This is a genomic window from Nocardia sp. NBC_01730 (assembly GCF_035920445.1).
Classification (GTDB): domain Bacteria; phylum Actinomycetota; class Actinomycetes; order Mycobacteriales; family Mycobacteriaceae; genus Nocardia.
Window position 1 is genome coordinate 1,160,558 of the sequence record NZ_CP109162.1, and the last position, 18,952, is coordinate 1,179,509.

The window sequence follows — 18,952 nt, forward strand, 5'->3', positions numbered from 1 at the left end:
AGAGGGGGCGCGCGACGGCCGGAGGCACGAGACCGGCCGTGTGAGCACCGCGTGGTCTCGGGGTAAAGAGGGCACCCGAACCGGCCGCAACTCGGGTGTGCGGAAAGTGGAAACCCGCCGTGGTCCAGCAGATTGGCGCGAGCGCCGGCTGGTAGGCCGATCGTGAGAGGGGCGGAATCCCTCGGCGGGACAGGATGCTCAAGAAGCCAATGCCGGTGGCCGAAAGGCAACGGGAAACCCGTGACGACGTGGTCGGTCCTTCGACGACCGTTGCGGTATAACCGGCCGGATACCAATCCGGAAGTGGTTGGGCCCGTGAGGGTGCTGACGTGAGCAGGTGAGCTTTTGAACATCGGGGCCGTGTGGCCTCGCGAACCGTAGGGGCAAGTTGGACACCGTCACGGTGAACGGACCCGAGGACGTTGCCGCAGTTGTGAACTGGGACGTCATTGACTGGCGTCTGCACGAGGAGAACGTAGCGAGGTTGCGGCGCAGGATCTTCAAGGCGACGCGGAAGCAGGACTGGGCCAGGGTCCGGTCGCTGCAAAAGTTGATGTTGCGGTCACGGTCGAACACGTTGGTAAGTGTGCGGCAGGTGACTCAGCGCAACGCTGGGCGTCGAACGGCCGGTGTCGATGGGGAGGTTGCTCTGTCGAGCGAGGCCCGCACGGATGTGGCGGTGCGGGTGCATCGTTCGCGTTCGTCGTGGGAGCCGGTGCCGGTTCGGCGCGTGTATATTCCGAAGGACAATGGAAAACAGCGCGGACTCGGTATTCCCGCGCTGATGGATCGGTGTCATCAGGCACGGGTCCGCAACGCGCTGGAACCCGAATGGGAAGCCCGGTTCGAGCCCCGCTCGTATGGGTTTCGTCCCGGGCGCAGCTGCGCCGACGCGATCGAGTCCTTGTTCGCCACGCTCAAAGGGCCACTGGCCAAAAGAGTCTGGATTCTGGACGCTGATCTGTCGGCCGCGTTCGACAAAATTGATCATTCCCGGCTACTCGACGCGCTCGGCTCGTTTCCCGCAAGGGGCATGATCCGAGAATGGCTGACTGCCGGGGTGATCGAGAACGGGCGATTCTCTCCCACTTGGGAGGGCAGCCCGCAAGGGGGTGTGATCAGCCCTTTGCTATTGAACGTGGCACTACATGGTCTGGAGGAGGCCGCAGGGGTCCGCTATGTCCGCTCTGGCGTCAAAGCCGGGGAAACACGGGTGGACTCACCGGTTCTGGTGAGATATGCCGATGACCTGTCAGTATGCTGTCATTCTCGGCAGCAGGCCGAACAGGTCAAGGCACGACTGGCTGAGTGGTTGGCTCCGAGGGGACTAGCGTTCAACGAGGGTAAGACACGCATCGTGTCCCTCGAAGAGGGCTTCAATTTCCTCGGATTCAATATTCGTCGTTACCGGCGTGGATCGTCACCCGGCAAATTGCTGATCAAACCCAGTCCGGACGCGGTCAAGCGTGTCCGTCGCAGGCTCGCGGACGAAATGCGCCGGTTGCGCGGATCGAATGCGATGGCGGTCATCGCCCGGCTCAACCCGATCATCCGGGGCTGGGCCGCCTATTACCGAGGCGCGGTATCCAGCGAGATATTCAACTCGCTGGACGCATACGTATGGAAGCTCACCTACCGGTGGGCTCGCCGCAGCCACCCCAAGAAATCGAAGGGGTGGGTGACGAACCGCTACTTCGGTCGGTTCCACAGGTTCAGGGACGACCGATGGGTGTTCGGTGATCCGGACCATCGGGTCGGCGACCACGGCGAGAACATCGCCCATATCGTCAAGTTCGCCTGGACCGACATCGTCCGGCATCGGCTGATCGCGGGCGGGGCGTCACCGGACGACCCCGACCTGCGCGATTACTGGATCAGACGGCGCCGCAAGGTCAAACCGGCATTGGACAGCTACAACACCGGCCTGCTCACCAAGCAGGACGGACGCTGCCCGCTCTGCCGAGACCACCTACTGACCCCCGACCAACCCCAGTCCCCACAGGAGTGGGAACGCTGGTGGCTCGGTGTGGTCAAACGGGCGATCGCCGCCGACCTTCTCACCCATTACGGGCGGGACAACCCGTCGGACGGGAACCCGACACGCCTTATGCACGCCTCCTGCCACCGCAGTCTTCGGGCTCGCAGGAGAACCGGCAACCCGTGAAGCCCCCGCGGCTTGCTCGAGCCGTATGCCGGGACGACCGGCACGTACGGTTCTGAGGGGGGACCGCCGCCGCAATGCGGCGGTCCTACCCGACTCGGCAGCTGGGTTGGTGCCGGTCATGGAATTGGCTGAGCAGACAGGGCTTTCGGCATTGATCGGCGAGTGCGTGACGGTGGACTCGGCGCGGGTGGCCTCCGGGGCGGTGAACCCTGCCGGGAAGCTCACGGCGCTGGTCGGCGCGATGTTGTGCGGTGGCGACCACATCGATCATGCCGACCTGCTGCGTGCCGGTGGCACCGCGACGGTGTTCGACGAAGTGTATGCGCCCTCGACGTTGGGGATCTTCCTGCGCGAGTTCAGTTTCGGGCACGCTCAGCAGGTGGCCGCCCTCGCCCGCCGACACCTGATCGCACTGGCCGCCCGCACCCCGCTGCTGCCCGGTGCTGGTGACCGGGTGTATGTGGACATCGATTCGGTGCTGCGCCCGGTGTACGGGCATGCCAAGCAGGGCGCGTCGTTCGGGCATTCCAAGATCGCCGGGAAGGTCGTGTTGCGCCGGGGTCTGTCCCCGCTGCTGACCACCTTGTCCACCGACACGGCCGCGCCGGTGATCGCCGAGATGCGGCTGCGTTCGGGCCGGGCCGGTTCGGGCCGGGGCGCGGCCTCCCAGGTGGCCTCGGCGATCGGCACCGCCCGTGATATCGGTGCCGGCAAGATCTTGCTGCGCGGCGATTCGGCGTTCGGCAGTAAGAAGATCATGCGCACCGCGCTGGCCCACGATGCGGAATTCTCTCTCGCGATCACCCGCAACAAGGCTGTGGACCGGGCCATCGCAGCCATTCCCGACGACGCTTGGACCGGGGTGGAATACCCGGGTGCGGTGTGTGATCCCGATACCGGGGAGTGGATCTCCGACGCCGAAGTCGCCGAAATCACCCACACTATCGGCACGGGCCGCAGCGGCATCACCGTCAGGTTGATCGTGCGCAGGGTGCGTGACGCCAACTACCGCGACGGCTTGTTCCCCGTCTGGCGGTATCACCCCTTCGCCACCAATTCCGAGCTGTCCACAACCGAGGCCGATCTGGTCCACCGCCGCCACGCCATCATCGAAACCGTGATCTCCGACCTGATCGATGGCCCTCTGGCCCACCTGCCCTCGGGACACTTTCCCGCCAATACTGTCTGGGCGATCTGCGCCCAGATCGCCCACAACCTGCTGCGTGCCGCCGGAACCCTCACCGGATCACCACGGCACACCGTCGCCCGCGGCGCCACCCTGCGCCGCGACCTGGTCTGCGTTCCCGCCCGCTTCGCCCGGCCCGCCCGCAGGCCGGTCCTGCACCTCCCCGACCACTGGCCCTGGGAACAGTCATGGAAAACCCTGTGGCACAGCATCTTCGACACCAACAGCCACACCGCTGCGGCAACCACCTGACCTTCCCGACCCACCGTCCACCCGCCGCCCCAGGCCCGAACCGAACCAACACGTGGAAAAAGCTGGTGCAGACCAGCAACACACCCCTACCCAAAACCAGGATCAACCAGCCGAAACATCAAAACCACCAGACCCGCCAGCCTCCCCCGAACCATCCACGGATCGAGGCTTAGGGGGCGAGGGCGTGGTAACACGCCCTCGCTACCCGCCGAGTCCGAATTCGCGGCTCTGCGGTACTTCGCCTTGAATGGGACCGATCACCGCAGCCACGACGAACAGGATGCCGCAATCGGCGCCTACATCCGCTGGTACAACCAGCACGCTCGACCCAAACGCGACTTCGCCGTCAACTCCAAAGTCCGGCAACCTGATTACCTACCGAAGGTTGCTTGACACGGCACTAGCCACGCCCGCGGCGCCCGCCGCGTTCACGTCCGTGCCCAGTGCCAAGGTTATCGAGAAAGTACTGTGTGACAATCCGTATCACATACTCTCGGTGAGCTGGCGGACTGAGGGATCTCGGTCGATTCGACCCATTCCCGTTCGCTATCGCGGTACTATCGTTCAAGCGTTCAGAGTCGAGAATTGCACGGGGACTTAATATTTCACGGCCATTGATTCGTGTGGTCGGTGTCGCTTCATGATCTGTTCGGCACGGTGCTGCCCGAGGAGGTGTCCGATGCTCGTGTCCGGCAATGCCTGCATCTTGGGGAGGAAGACCGCTGGTAACCGCCTTCTCTCGCAGACGGATGGCGCTCAACCTGGCACGACGACACGACGCGAGGTGTCGGGCGGGCCCGCCGGTGGTCGCTGTCGCTCTCCGTCGACGGGGAGATGGTGTCGATGAGTATTGGATTACACAGGGCAGCAATCACATTCGGACGGCAGCAGTAGCCGCGCAGTGAAGGGCACTGGTCATGTCACAGGAGAGCGTCGGGTTGAGGATGCCGGCGGCGGGGATGAGTGCGGGGGTGTCGGCGATGCTCGGGCTCGAGATCGCCGGTACTCCGCAGCCGCTGCTGGTACTGGAGTTGAGTCGAGGTTCCGGTGCTGTTGGCGGTGAGATCGCTACCGCTGCAAATGGATCCGAGGTGGTGCTGGCTTCCGCTGACGGTGGGGTATCACGGGAACTGAACCTGGTGGCGGGACCGGTGCGGGTGTCGAAGGTCGCCGTCGGTTTCGTGAAAGGGCAGATCCGGGTCGCCTTCGACGCGGTGATGACGGTTGAACCGGTGCAGCTGGCGCTGATCGGGCTCGGTGTCGCGGTGACTCCACGGTTCGAGTTCACGCCACTACTGCAGGGTGCGGGCGTATCGATGGACAAGCCGCCGGTGCGGTTGACCGGTGTGCTGGAACGGCGTTCGGACGATCGGTACGCCGAGGTCATCAATGGCCTGCTGACGATCGAGACCGGGTTCTTCGCGCTGCTCGCTGCGGGCAGCTATGTGCGCGGCCACGACGGCTGGACGTCGATGTTCCTGTTCGGTGAGATCGCGGGCAACCCTCAGGTGGGCTTGTTCGGGCCGCCCGCGTTCCGGGTCAACGCGATATCGCTCGGTTTCGGCATCAACTCCACAGTTCGCCAACCACGCATCGATGAAGTGTCGGAATTTCCTCTTGTACAACGTCTTTCGGGCGGCACGGAGACGACACCGGAACAGGTGCTGGAACGGCTGGCTGGGTCGGGTGGGTGGATCACGCCGAGGAAGGGCCAGTACTGGGGTGCGGGGGGCTTGGAGTTCTCCTCGTTCAGATTCCTTGATGCGAAGGTGCTGCTGCTGGTCGAGGGTGGACAGGACTGGAAGGTGATGCTGCTGGGTCGCGCGGTTGTCGACCTGCCGCGCAGCAAGGCGGCGAAGAAGCCGATCGCGCGGGTCGCGGTGGATCTCGCCATCGCCTACCGTGCGGATGAGAATTTGTTCTCGATGGATGTGGTCGTCGCGCCCGGCTCCTATGTTCTCGATCCCGACGCGCAACTGACCGGTGGTCTGTCGCTGTACATCTGGGGCAAGGACCGCACGGCGGTCGGCGGTGGTCGCGGGTTCGTGTTCACTCTCGGCGGCTATCATCGCAAGTTCAAGAAGCCGTCGTACTACCCAGTAGTGCCGCGGGTGGGATGGGTGTGGCAGCTGGGTCCGATCGCGATCCGCGGACAGGTATATGCGGCGGTCACCGACGGAGCCTTCATGGCCGGTGGTGCCCTGGATGCCCGCTACGACGCCCATCACGGCATACGGGTGGAGGCCTGGTTCTCGGCCTGGCTCGACGTGCTGGTGCAGTGGAAACCGTTCTATTTCGACCTGTCCATGGGTATGAGCATCGGTGTGGCCGCCACGGTGAAGGTGTGGTTCATCAGAGTCCGGGTATCGCTGTCGGTCGGGGTGGATCTGGAGCTGTGGGGCCCGCCGATCGGCGGGCGAGCCAAGGTCAAGGTGTGGTTCATCTCCTTCACCATCGGAATCGGCGCGAGCCGCGACGGGCCCGCTGCGATCGGCTGGGACGAATTCCGGGTACAACTACCGTCCCCGCTGAGCATCACCCCGCTGCACGGCATCCTCGCCGATGCCGCTCCCGCCGAGATCGCAGTGCGCAACGGCAACGGCGAACCGACGCTGGTGTCCTCCGACGGATTCACGATTGCGACCGCTGCCGTTATACCCGCCACCGAAATCACCCTGAACGGGAAACGCTTTGCCGGGACCGGCGAAGCGACCGCGAATATCCGCCCCATGGACAAGCAGGGCGTCCGGTCGGTCCACAAGGTCAGCGTGTGGCTCGGTGATGTCACCGAACCCGGTACGCGGTCGGTGTTCGATCCGGAGGATGAAGAGAACGGCTGGACGGTGACCGTCGTCGAGGAGGACATGCCGAAGTCGCTGTGGGGCGACAAGCTGAACGAACCTACCGATGTCCTCGACGGTGACGGGCTGTTGACCGGTTCGCTGGCTGGGCTCCGATTCGAGGTTCCGCCACCGACGTTGGGCGACACCCTCGGCCCGGTCTCCTCGACCGCGTTCATCATCGAACCCCAGCAGCCCGCGCTACTGCCGCCCCGGGGTGCCGCGCCCGAAGGGCCGGTGCCGGTGGCGGATCCGCGATCCATCGCCGCGATCATCGACCCCCAGAGCGGTATCGACTCGAGTGCAGCGCGCGCGGGGCGTGCTGCGGTGTACGGGGCGCTGGATGCCCTCGGATTCGCACCGGGCGCCGACGGGCCGCTCACTATGTTCACCGACCAGGCGGCCACCTACTTCACCGACGCGCCGCTCACCGCTGCCGCACCGTAACCACATTGTGTCACACCAGTTTTCGTGGACCACGATCCTGAGATGAGCCGAGATGACCACCACCGATCCCGAGCTGGAAATCCGCTTTCGCGACAATCTGATGCCCAAGGCCGTCGCCGGTGTCTATACGTTCCGGGCAGAACAAGAACTCACCCACAACGATTCCGATGTCACCGGGGGGGAGGTGCTACGGGTCGAGGAGCAGTACGAGATCCGGGCGGTTCGCTTCGTCCTGGACGAATCCTCGGTGCACGCGCTCTATCCCGGCGCAGGTGCGAGCGGCCCGTATTCGCGGGTGCTGCCGCACATCACGCTGGATCGGGCGATCCTGCCGTGGGAGCGGCGGCTGCTCGGGCGGTCGGATCGGCCGCAGTGGCTGGCGCTGCTGGTGTTCGGCGAGGGAGAACTGCCCGATGACCCGCAGGCCCTCGGCTTGACCGTCACGCGGACCGTGGCCAAGCTGCGCGCCCCCGACGAAGCCCGGGTCAAGGGACCCGAACTCAGCGATCTCGGTATCGGCCCCACGATCCAGCAGAGCCCCTGCCAGACCCTGGATGTGCCGGCCGCGCTGTTCACCGCGATCGTGCCACGCGAGGATGAGCTGCCGTACCTGGCACACGTCCGCGATGTGCGGACCGTGGCCCAGCGTCGTGATGAAGACCCCGAGGTCTTGACCGAGGGCATGTACTCCGTGCTGACCGCGAACAGATTTCCCCGCTCGCCGGGTTCCTATGCGGTGCACCTGGTTTCGCTGGAAGGGTTCAAGGATCGGCTCGGCCCGGACGGTCCGGGACCGAACACCGACGCGGTACGGCTGTGTGTGCTGAAATCGTGGTCGTTCACCAACGATCCGGTGGGGACGCTGAATATCCCCGCCCTGTTCGCTGGGCTGGCCGGTCCGGGTTACACCGATCCGGAACCACTCACCCTCCGGCTGAACCCAGCGGCGCCGTCGGGCACACCCGGTGAATCGGAGCGATACGCACGGGAACGATTGCGGCTCGGCTATGTGCCGGTGCCGTATCGGATGCCCTCGGGGGGACTCACCTACGCCTGGTACCGCGGGCCGTTCACCCCGATCAACGCGCCGAAACCACCGGTCGTCGGCGACACCGGGCACACCACTGCCGATCACGCGCTGATCTACGAAACCCAGCACGGGCTGTTCGACATCGGCTACGCCGCCGCCTACACCCTCGGGCGCACGCTCGCGCTGGCGGATCCGGTGTTCACCGAGGAGGTGACCAGGGCCCGCCGGGAGCTGGCCAACAAGGCCGTCGAGATGATGGCCTTCGGCGCCGAACCGATGGTGTCGGATTCCGGTGCCTCGGCGCTGGCGCGGCTGGCCGAGCCGGGTTTCGGGGCGGGGCTGCTCCAGACGCTTGCCGCCCCGGCGGTCACCGGGCGCAGCACCCCGCGGCCCGCGACGCGCCGGCCGCGGCTGGGCCGGGCACAGGCGCGGGCAACGCTGAACGAGCCACACAGGCAACAGATTCTGCGGGCCACCGCCACCAGAGGCGCCCCAACCGTGCCGGTCTGGCTGGACGAGCTCGAGTCGCTGCGGCGGGTGCCGTTCAGCTACCTGGTGCCGCATCCGGGATTGCTGCCGCCGGAATCGCTGCGGCTGTTCCACGTCGACGAGGCGTGGATCGAGGCGCTGATCGCCGGTGCCATCGATGTCGGCATCCACACCTCCCTCGATAAGAGGCTGCACAGCGAGTTCCGTGCGGGCATCGCCGGTGTCCGCAATCCCGCCAGACCGAAGGCGGGCCTGCTGATCCGCTCGGCGCTGATCGAACAGCTACCGGAGTTCGACATGGTGATCAACGCCGGCGGATTGGAGATCAACGAATTACGCCGCGAGCATGTCGCGCCGGACACCCTGCTGTGCCTGTTCGACCTGATGCCCGACGAGATCGTCATGCGCGAGCCCGGTCAGGGCATCCATTTCGGCCTCGACCACGGCGACGTCATCACCCTGCGCGACCTCGCACCAGGAAAAGGACTCGGGCACTCGCTGGAAAGGAACTTCCCCGCCACCGGCAGCGTCATCGATAGCCATGTGCGCCAACCTGTTTCGGGTCGCCGTCCGGTGGTGCTGAAACTCACCGGCAGCGGTGGGCTGATACCGGCGCTGGCCGCCGAATTCCCCGGCACCGATAGGTCGCCGGGCGCCTTCGCCATCCAGCTGGTCAACACCCCCGTCGAACAGCGCTTCATCGCGCGCAACAATGCCGACAGCGAGGACCGCCCGTGACCGACACCGACCTGATCGTCCCGATCGAACTGCACGCGCTGGTCGCCAACGAGAACGTGCGCAAACAGGAGGGCTACTTCACCCGCTGGGTGCCCTCCTTCTCGCTCATGGTCGATCCCACCGAGAAGTACCCTGGCGAACCACGGCCGTATGAGAACGGGGAATTGGTGCACGAGAACGACCTTTTCGAAGGCGTGCACCTGCAATGGGAGCTGCCGGAAGCGTTGACCACCGGCTACTTTCATCCTGAGACCGGCGACAGTGTGTTCCCGCTGGTGCCCAATCGCTGGCTGGTCGTGCGGTACTCGACGATCGGCACCACGCGCCGGACGGCGGGCTGGGTAGTGCACAGCGACTGCCTGGCCTCCGACGGTCTCGGTGTCGCCACCTCGAACCCGTACCTGAACCCACACGCCGAGCGCCCCACCTATGATCGAATCGGCCGGGCGCATGCCCTGTCCGACGGCCCGTGGCGGGAACCGAACACGCCTCGGGGCCTGTTCCTCACCGCGATCGGCGCCGGTCTGCCTGCTTTCGCCGCATTCGCGGCGTATCACAAGAACGTCTTCCACTTCCAGGACACCTTGGAAGATCTCGGAGTCGGCGGTAGACGACCGGCCACCGCGACGCTGAGCTATTGCGTCCTCGGCTGGTACTCCGACGACGACGCCGATATTCTGCGGCGCGCGGCCGACATTCCCAGCCTGCTGCCCCCCGACGCCCGTCAGCGCGGACTGCACGCGGTGCTGGAGGCGCTGGGCTGGCGGCCACCGAGCAATATGCCGGACACCATCGAACGCACCCGCTACTCGGGGACCGCCCTCGGCGTCGAATGGAAACACAAGATCGGCTTCCCTGGGCCCGCGCTCCCTGACCCGAGCGATGTGCCTGTCGCGATCGGGCAGAGTCTCGACGAGGCAGCCGAGGCCCTGGTGAATCACCAATCTCAACAGCCCGGCACAGGTGAACTCGTCCGCGCGCTGTTCCTCGGCAACCCGGACAGCCTGGACGACGCCGACGGGCCGATCGATCTCAACGAACTGATGCGCCGCTCATGGTTCGCAGGACGCGACGGCGGCTACCTATGGCGCGTCGTCAACCGTGTCGGCGACGATGCCGACACCCCGCACGCGCCGCCGGCGCAGCCCGACTGGCTGGACACACTCAACGCCGACCAGGCCACGCACGACACCGCCGCGGCCGCGCTCGCCGACGCCCAGTGGCGGCTGTGGTCGCTGTGGTGGTTGCGGCATCTGCCCGCAGACCACAGACCGTCTGGATTTCAGTTCGATGCGACGGAGTGGGACAACAAGGTCAGCGCACTGACCACGGCGGCCCGTGATCGCCAGCGGGAACTGGCCGCGGCGCGCGCCGAGATCCCGTGGCACGAAGATCCCGCCGAACTCCCAACGGCCATCTGCGAATACGCGACGAACAAGGGCCTGCCCAGGCATCAGGAACTCATCCGCGCACCGCGTGCCCACTATCATCGGCCGAACGATCCGGTTCTGGTCCTCACCGGGTCCGGCACCACCCGGCCACTGGGCCGCGACGGGGACGACCCGCTGCCGTGCCGACTGCCCGCGCAGCTGCTGACCGAGGTGCGGGTCGGTTCGACCACGCTGCAACCGGAGTCGAATCCGCTGGCGCCCAACATCACCGGGTTGGAGTGGGCCAAGCCGCTGATCGCTGAGATGGCCATGCTCGATCAGGCGGCGCGCACCGCGACCGGAACGGACAAGACCGCGCTGCACGACATCATCGCCGACCCCGACACTTTCACCGAGGGCCCGTTCCCCGAATACACGCGCGTCTGGGGGCAACCATGGCTGCCGCTGTTCCTGCAATGGGAGATCGACTACTGCCCGACCCCACTGGAGACCGACGGTACCGACCACTGGGAGTTCTACGACGACGGCTACCACTGGAAGGGGACCGGCGCCCCGTCCGGTGACGGTGTCGGCGCGCTGCGCTGGACACATTTCACCGGGCGCGCCTTCCTTACTCCGGCCATCCCGTATGTGCTGCGCGAGCAGACCAGGCGCCTGATCGACAGTGCCGGAGCGGAATTCGCGGGACCGCTGCGCAACTTGATGGAGGATTTCGGCAAGCTGGAGTTGCTGTCGCAGAATCTCGACGGATTCAACGACTGGCTGCTGCAACTCGACGGTGCCGCTCAGCCGGTCACCGACGCGGCCATCCTGACCGAGGCGGGCCAGAGCAACCATGTTCCCGACGGTGCGGGCGATCGCCGCCAGCGCCGGTTCCAGCCGGTGCGCGCGGGCCAGTTCTATTTCACCGATCTGCGGATCATCGACCGCTTCGGGCGGGCGTTGCGCCTTGTCGGTCCCGAACAGCAGCAGCCGATCGACTTCGAGCCGGTGCGCGCGACCAGTGTCGTCGCGGAGAAACCGCTGAGCACCCCTCCGCTGCCCAATCAGGATCGGTTCATCCAGTTGCCGCCCCGGCTGTTGCAGGACACCCGGCTGGTGTTCGAGCCGGTCCGCCACCAGGATGACGCGCCGCTGACCGCGGCCTCATCCACCGAGCCGGGCATGGACACACCGGTGGCGGGTTGGGTGCTGGTCAACAACCTCGACCGGACATTGCTGGTGTACGCACCGGACGGCAGCCCGCTGGGTGAGCTGCGCATGATTCGCCAGGCCGACGAGACCGACGCGCTCGCCTGGACGGCGTTGCCGCACGCCGCTTTCGCCGAACCAGAGGAATTCGCCGCCGTCTACCCGCACATGGCCGGATTCGTGGTGGGACTTCGGGAGGCGGGTCTGGCCGCCTTCACCGACCTGATCGCCACCATCGATAACGCGCTGGACGCGATCACCGACCCAGCACCGGAGGAGGACCGTGCTCCGGCCCGGCTGATCGGCCGCCCGGTCGCCCTGGTCCGGGCCCGGCTCGGGGTGGAACTGCTCGGTCCTACGCTCATCGACCCCAGCTGGGATACGGCGTTGAACCCGCCCGAGGAGAATTACCCGGCCCACCGGTGGCCGATCCGGCTCGGCGAGTACCAGCAGCTGGCCGATGGGCTGATCGGCTACTTCACCTCCGAGCTAGGCGAGGACACCGACTACCGGACACTGTGCGTCACCGATTGGATCAGCGTCGGCATGAGTGGCTATCTCGCGCCGATCGGAACGGGCGCGGCTCTGGCTCTGCCCGCCCGTCCGGTCGACCAGCCGGTCACCCGATGCGTGACGCTGCTGGTCTGCCCGCACACGGCCGTGCACGCCATCACCGACATCCTCCCGGTCGCCACCCTGAAGGTCGACGCTGAGGTCACCCATCGGGCACTGGCCGCTGTGCGCGCGTCCTTCCGGCTCAACCCGCTGCTCGCGCCGGAACGACCCGGCGGCACGGCAATCGCGTCCACCTCACTCACGGTCGATCCCGACCATCCGGTGGAACTGATGCTCGACGGGGACCTGTCGACCTGCTTCCGCAGCACCGCCCATCCTGACACCGGCCAGTGGGTGATGCTCGATCTCGGATCCGAGCGCAACATCGCCGAGGTGCACTTCTATCAGGGCGACGGGCACGGGCCACACGAGCGCACCCTGCACTCCGGGGTATTCGAATACTCCATCGACCAGCGGTCGTGGATGCCATTGGGCGCCTTGCCCGATCGGGTCGAGGAACACCATCTGCGGCTCCCCGATGCCGTCGCCGGCCGCTACGTCTGCCTGCGGTCCACCAGCGCAGACAACGGAATGCCGTGGGCGATCAGACGATTCGACGTGGTCACCGATCCAGCAGACGGCGGTGTCGTCATGCCGAAGCCCGCGTCCTGGTTCGGCGACTGGACTTGGGCCGAACCACAAACCGGTGACGGTCACGACATGTGGACCGATCTGTCGATCCTGGCCGCCGACACCGCAGCCCATTTCGGTGACGCCATCCCGATCGCCCGCGCCGGATACCTGCAGCTGCGGCCTACAGGTCTGGAAGAGGAAGGAACCCGATGACCACGCCGGATTCCACACTGCTATTGCCCTACCGGATAGAGGCCGGACCCCACCCCCGCGCCGAGACCGTGCCGACGCACCGGCAGTTCCGGTTGACCGTCGGGGACGGCGAAATCGAATCGGATGAGCCGGTGCAGTGCCGCGGATTCACCGTTTCGGTTGCCGCACACAGTGATCCGCGGCTTGCCGCCCGCGCGATGTCGCTGAGCACCGCGGTGTCGGCGGTGAGCAGGCGCGCACACGGACAGCAGTGGTGGATTCTTCCCGACACCACCGACCCCGCCAGAGTGGTCTTCCGCATCCGGCCCGAAGAACCCGCACTCTTCGACGGCTCCTGGTGGGTGTCGTTCCGGATCGAGATGAACCCAGGTTTCGACAGCGACATCGTCGACATCACCGAACACACCGCGATCGCATCCACCTTCACCGACCGCGGCGGGCAGGTGCGGATCAACACGCTCACTGCCGGGTCATTGGCCGGTTTGAAAGGACAAGCATGAGCGAGCCAACCATGTCACAGCGCACATCAGGCATGACCGACACCGTGGTGACCACCTCCGTGGGGGCGGACTTCGGCCATCCGGTGGACCTGATGCTCGATGGTGATCCAGACACGTTCTATCGCAGCGCCGATCATCCGAAGCGAGACGACTGGATCATGCTCGACTTCGGCGCGCCCCGAGCGATCGCCGCGGTGACACTGCTACTGGGCAGCGGCACCGGCCAGTGGACTCTGCATTCCGGAGTGCTCGAGTATTCCAATAACTCGACCAGCTGGACCGAGTTGGCCACCGTGCCCTACCGCGTCGCGACATTCCAGCACTACGCCGATACGCCGGTGACCGCCCGGTACCTACGACTGCGCGGCCTCGCCGACAACTTGCAACGCGTCGCCATCCGTTCGTTCGAGGTACGCGCGCCAGGGCTCCTGCCGCCGTCGGTGGCGCCTGCTCCGTCTCCGTTGCGGGTCAGTACTTTCGCGGTGCCGGCGTACGGCAGACTGGTGTTCTCGTTCACCGGGCCCGCTGGGTCGAATGCCTCGACGGCGGTGCGCTGCAAGTCGATTCTGATCAAGGTACCGACCGGGCGTCGGCCCGAGGCGTTGACCAGCGCGCCCGCACGAATCCGGTCGGGCGCGGCGCCGGTGGCCGGGGAGGAACAGGGCTATCACTGGAATGTCACCCGCGTCAGCACCGACCCGGAGGTGACGGTGTTCCGGTGCCGACCGGAAGTGACCGCGCGGTTTCACGCCGGGTGGACGTTGACGATTTCTTTGGCGAGCATCGAAATGAACGGTGCGGCAGGAACGGCGTGGATCGATATCGAAGAGGAGACCGCGCTGCCGGATTCGCCGGACGCATTCACCACGCGGGTGAGCCGGTATGCGGCGGCTAAGAGCGCTGATGAGTTCTATTTCGAGAATCTGCGACCACGCAGCGCGGTGGTCGGCTGGAACCAGCCGGTCGATCTGCTCTGGCACGGATCGGGAAACGCGCAATACCGCATGTACTTTCGCGATGTGGACGGTAAAGAGACCAGTGTTGAGGTGGACAATGGATTCTGGACCACACCCGGGTGCACACAGAACGCCAATTTCACCCTCGAAGCCACCACCAGCGGTGGCCAGAAGCGATATCTCACGACGTCGGTAAAGGTCGAGGGCGGTGCGATCGATGCCGCGTCGCTTCGGGTGACCGGCACCCTCACGACCCCGCGGATCACCGCGGAAGACGGGCAGGTCATCGAATTCGCAGGCACCAGCGGGCACACCGTCCACGGAAATCTCACCGTCGAATCCGACGGCGAGCTCGTCTGTGCACATCCTGTCAATGTCGGAGGCGACGTCGAGATCGAGGGGAAAGTCACGGGCGCTGATCGTATCGAAGCTAGATCCGACTTTTTCACGGGTCGCCGGCTATCCGTGCGGGAAGTCGCAGTCGCGCTGTTGGACCTGCAGTCGTACCCGTCATACGGCTGGAGTGGGGGATCGCAAAGCGTGATATACGTGCTGGTGGCGTCTTCCACAGCGGATGGCCCGAGCATGAGCCGCATGGAATTGGACCACGGGAACGCGAAGATCGTCGCCGAGGCAAAGGCGGATTCGGGGGACACCGCAGCAGCCGTACTTGTCGCATCCCCTGGCTGTTATGTCGTAGCGAGGGCGCACCAACCGGATTCCGCGCAGGGGACAGCACATGAATTCAAGCCACGCGGACGTTCTTGGTGAGTTCCAGCCTGCCACCTCACTCACTTCACTGAAAGGGCAGTCGTGACCCCCTCCGATCTTCCCGCGACCGCGGATACCGGCACGCAGTCCAGCGAGTGGCTGCTGACCGCCGAAACAACCATGGGTGCGGCCGACGGCCATCCACCGGAGCACATGCTCGACGAGCGGATGTGGACCTTCCACCTAGGCAACCGGAATCCGCAGGTGGATGATGCCGTGACGGTGACACTGCCGCCGAGCACCTGGCTGGAACTGTCCAGTGTCGCCGTCGACCTCGGCGACGGGTTCGGTGAAAACCTCTGGCCCGATCTGGTATTGGAGTATTCGACGGACAAGTCGACTTGGTCGACGCTCGGCACCTACGACGCCGGGATCGACCGGATCGATGTCGATTCCGCCAACCCGATCGCCGCCCGGTACCTGCAGTTACGGGCCACCGCCGCGGGTGCGGTTCCGGTGGCCGTGCGCCGATTCCAGGTCGCGGCGCGCAGCCGGGTACCTGCCCTGCTCACCACCGATCCGGCTCCCCTGCAGATGAGCACCTTCGCACACGCCCGGTTCGGGACCGTGCACCTCTCGTTCGGCCGCGACTGGGGCAGCGGCGCGGCGCTGCCGACCTACTGCCGGGCGATCTCCGTGCGCGTACCGGCCGGGCGCCAGGGCTGGGCGCTGACCCTGGACCCCGCAGCGGTCCGATGCTCGGCGAGCGCGGTCGACGGCCCCGACCAGGGGACCGAGTGGGAGCCACAGGAACTCGACGACCGGCACCCCGAGTACGCGGTGTACTCCTTCGTGCCGCGGGATGCCGCCATCTTCGACGGAACCTGGCAGGTCGATCTCACCCTGTCCGATATCGAACTCACCGGTGTCGCACAGACCGTTTTCCTCGACATCGACCAGGTGGTGTCGCCGTCCGGCCGGGACGACGACTACGTCACCACCCGTAGCCGGGTCGCCGTCGAAAAAGTGCCTGGCGGCTTCTATTTCCATAGTCTGCGACCGGACACCGCCGCAATCACGGCAGGCACAAAGACTTGGCTGCGGTGGGAGGGGCCCGCCAGCGCCCAGTATCGGATGTACTACCGGGGCACGAATGGAGCCGAGACGAATATCGCGGTGAGCGACGGCTGTTGGGAGACGCCAACGCTGTCCGAAAGCACCCACTTCACACTCAAGGCGACCACGGGCAACGAGGATCACTACCTCACCACGTATCTCACTGTCGCACAATCCAATACCGCAACCAGGGTAGTCACCGGCAGTCTGTCACCCGCAACCATCGCCTCGGGCACCGGCAATCCACTCACTATCGATGGCTCGATGCTGGTCAGAAGTGAGTTGTCGATCGGCTCGCTGACCTCGCACGGCCCCGTCCAGGTCGCGTCGCTGACATCTCCTGGCGCGGTACAGATCCGGGACACCGAGGCGCTGCGCATCAAGGACCTGGTCGTATCCCGGTTCGTCGAGCCGGGTGACGATGCGATCGAACTGTTCGGCACACCGCAGCGTTTCTCGCTGTCGATCGGGGCCACCCGGCGGTTCGCCCCTCGCACGGACGGCTACGCGGTACTCACGGTGACCAGGACCACCACCCGCGCTCTGGCCAGCATCACCACCGAAGGGATCACGGTGTGGGCCGATCCCTCGTCCACAACCAAGGCCACGACACTGCTGCCGGTTCGCCAGGGCAATCTCGCCGAGGTGCGGCTGACCGGCACCGGATCTTCGTCCGCCGAGTTGATCTGGATTCCATTCGGCAACGGCGCAATCTCCCTGACCGGGTGACGGTCGCGAACCCGTAATCGGAAAGGACATCATGACGACCAGCGAAAGCGCCAGCTCGTATCCCGACATCCGATGGGGCCGGATCACTGCGGCAATGCCCGCCGCCGACGGATACCCGGCGGAAAACATGATCGATGACAATTCGTCGACGTTCTATCTGAGTGCCGAGGCGCCGCAGGCGGGTGCGGAGATCCGCATCGGGCTGGGCTACCAGTACCGTCTCCGTCACCTGGTGATCGAATTAGGCGACGGTGCGGGCAACTACCTGTGGCCGAATTTCAGTGTGTGGTACAGCGTCTACGGTGAGCAAGGCTGGCGCTCGTTCGGACCGGTGGGGGCGGGGGTACAGCGAATCGAGGTTCCGCTTTCACATGGATCATCGCGTGTCACGGTCCTGAAGTTGGTGGTCGACGAACCGTGTAGCGATCCGGTGGCGGTGCGCACGCTGGACATCGTTGCAGACCAAGAGATTCCGACCATTCTGACTTCCACCCCGAATCCGCTGCCCGTCAGCACCTTCGACGAACTTCAGTATGGTCGACTGCGGATCATCCTGGGCCCGATGTCCGGGGCAGACCAGGTGACACATTGCACGGGTATCGCGATCCGTGTTCCGCTGGGCCGCCATGCGCAGGCCTTGGCCGACAACGCCGCCGCCGCGTGTTCGGTGAATGCCGGAAACACCGGCGTGCGCTGGACGCCGCTGGCGCCCGACCTTTCCGACCCCGATGTCGCGGTGTTCCGCTTCGTTCCGGAAGGCCGGGACTCCTTCGACAACACGCGCCGGGTGGAATTCACCGTGTCCGGACTCGAGGTGAACGGTGCGCCGTGGAGAGTACCGATCAGCGTGGACCAGGTGGCGGCATACGGGTGGCGCCCGGATGACTACTTCGTCAACCGCAGCCGATATGTAGTCGAGAAGGTCGCCAACGAGTTCTACGTCCACAGCTTCCGCCCGGCCAGCACCGTCGTCGACTACAACCGGACCGCGACCCTGCTGTGGGATGGCGTGCAGAACGCGAACTACACGATCTCCTACCGGGATTCGACAGGCGCCGAGCAGACGGCGCAGGCGAGCGGCGGCAGCTGGACATCGCCTCCGCTGTTCGACGCGACCAATTTCACGCTCACAGCCACCCGCGGCGGACATGTCCGGCATCTCACCACCCACCTCGAGGTGGGCCGCAAGGCGCTGTCCTTTACCGACTTCACCGCAACCGAAAACATCACCGTCACAGAGAGAGTCGCGCTTGCTGGCGGCGCGGGTATCACCATCGGTTCGCCGGGGGTGACAACCCGGGGGCTGACGGTGGAGCGACCGATCCGGGTGACGGGGGGCGCTGTCCTGACAGACTCGCTGACGGTCACCGGGGCCGCGGGGCTTTCGGGCACGCAGATACACACCGCCGGCGATGTCGAGGTCGTCGGTAGCCTGGACGCCCGGTTGGGTATATCGCATCTGCACGGTGCGCCGCAGATTTTCGCGATGCGCAGCGGCATCGAACAGACCTTCACCCCGCCCACCGACGGATACGTCATGGTCTCGGTCACCAGACAGCCCGGCGCGACGGGCGAAGCCAGGATCGGCAGCGAAGGGGCCACCGTATGGGCCAGTCCGCCGACGGCGTCGGGTGAACCCGAGGTGCGCTCGGCCATCCTCCCGGTCCGAAAAGGCAACGCCACCACCGTGAAATACACCGGCTCGGGCAGTTCCTCGGCGACCTTGCTGTGGATGCCCTTGGGCACTGGAACCATTTCGGGAGTCGGGTAGCGCCGATCCCACGAGCCACACAACGTGTGGCAGGTGTCAA

9 protein-coding genes are annotated in these 18,952 nt (G+C 65.7%); all 9 read left to right on the forward strand.

From position 1 onward, the window contains the following. Positions 1-388 precede the first annotated feature (388 nt). Positions 389-2,164 carry a group II intron reverse transcriptase/maturase gene (ltrA, locus tag OHB12_RS04445; RefSeq protein WP_327116396.1) on the forward strand — a complete coding sequence of 592 codons (1,776 nt, stop codon included), beginning with the start codon at positions 389-391 and terminating at the stop codon, positions 2,162-2,164. 52 nt (positions 2,165-2,216) lie between these two features. Beyond that, the gene (locus tag OHB12_RS04450; protein ID WP_442800070.1) at positions 2,217-3,602 is read left to right on the forward strand and encodes an IS1380 family transposase; all 1,386 of its coding nucleotides are present in this window, start codon (positions 2,217-2,219) and stop codon (positions 3,600-3,602) included. A 917-nt stretch (positions 3,603-4,519) separates the two neighbouring features. Further along, on the forward strand, positions 4,520-6,889 hold the full coding sequence (locus OHB12_RS04455) for a DUF6603 domain-containing protein (RefSeq protein WP_327116400.1): 2,370 nt from the start codon (positions 4,520-4,522) through the stop codon (positions 6,887-6,889). A gap of 52 nt (positions 6,890-6,941) precedes the next feature. Then, a complete protein-coding gene (locus OHB12_RS04460) occupies positions 6,942-9,146 on the forward strand; it encodes a hypothetical protein (protein ID WP_327116402.1) in 2,205 nt (734 codons plus the stop codon). Continuing rightward, on the forward strand, positions 9,143-13,129 hold the full coding sequence (locus tag OHB12_RS04465; protein ID WP_327116404.1) for a discoidin domain-containing protein: 3,987 nt from the start codon (positions 9,143-9,145) through the stop codon (positions 13,127-13,129). The genes OHB12_RS04460 and OHB12_RS04465 overlap by 4 nt, the downstream gene beginning before the upstream one ends. Then, positions 13,126-13,629 (forward strand): hypothetical protein, encoded by a 504-nt coding sequence (locus tag OHB12_RS04470; protein WP_327116406.1) that lies wholly within the window; start codon positions 13,126-13,128, stop codon positions 13,627-13,629. The genes OHB12_RS04465 and OHB12_RS04470 overlap by 4 nt, the downstream gene beginning before the upstream one ends. Continuing rightward, positions 13,626-15,356, forward strand: coding sequence for a discoidin domain-containing protein (locus OHB12_RS04475; RefSeq protein WP_327116408.1), 1,731 nt, complete (start codon positions 13,626-13,628; stop codon positions 15,354-15,356). Before OHB12_RS04470 ends, OHB12_RS04475 begins: the two co-directional genes overlap by 4 nt. Positions 15,357-15,398: 42 nt before the next feature. Continuing rightward, positions 15,399-17,141, forward strand: coding sequence for a hypothetical protein (locus tag OHB12_RS04480; RefSeq protein ID WP_327116410.1), 1,743 nt, complete (start codon positions 15,399-15,401; stop codon positions 17,139-17,141). A gap of 31 nt (positions 17,142-17,172) precedes the next feature. Then, positions 17,173-18,912: a hypothetical protein gene (locus OHB12_RS04485; RefSeq protein ID WP_327116412.1), complete on the forward strand. Its 1,740-nt coding sequence runs from the start codon at positions 17,173-17,175 to the stop codon at positions 18,910-18,912. Positions 18,913-18,952 lie beyond the last annotated feature (40 nt).

Excerpts from the sequence above, each read along its gene's own strand:
- OHB12_RS04455 (WP_327116400.1), top strand. The coding sequence starts at position 4,520 with ATGTCACAGGAGAGCGTCGGGTTGAGGATGCCGGCGGCGGGGATGAGT.
- OHB12_RS04460 (WP_327116402.1), top strand. The coding sequence starts at position 6,942 with ATGACCACCACCGATCCCGAGCTGGAAATCCGCTTTCGCGACAATCTG.
- OHB12_RS04470 (WP_327116406.1), top strand. The coding sequence starts at position 13,126 with ATGACCACGCCGGATTCCACACTGCTATTGCCCTACCGGATAGAGGCC.
- OHB12_RS04475 (WP_327116408.1), top strand. The coding sequence starts at position 13,626 with ATGAGCGAGCCAACCATGTCACAGCGCACATCAGGCATGACCGACACC.
- OHB12_RS04485 (WP_327116412.1), top strand. The coding sequence starts at position 17,173 with ATGACGACCAGCGAAAGCGCCAGCTCGTATCCCGACATCCGATGGGGC.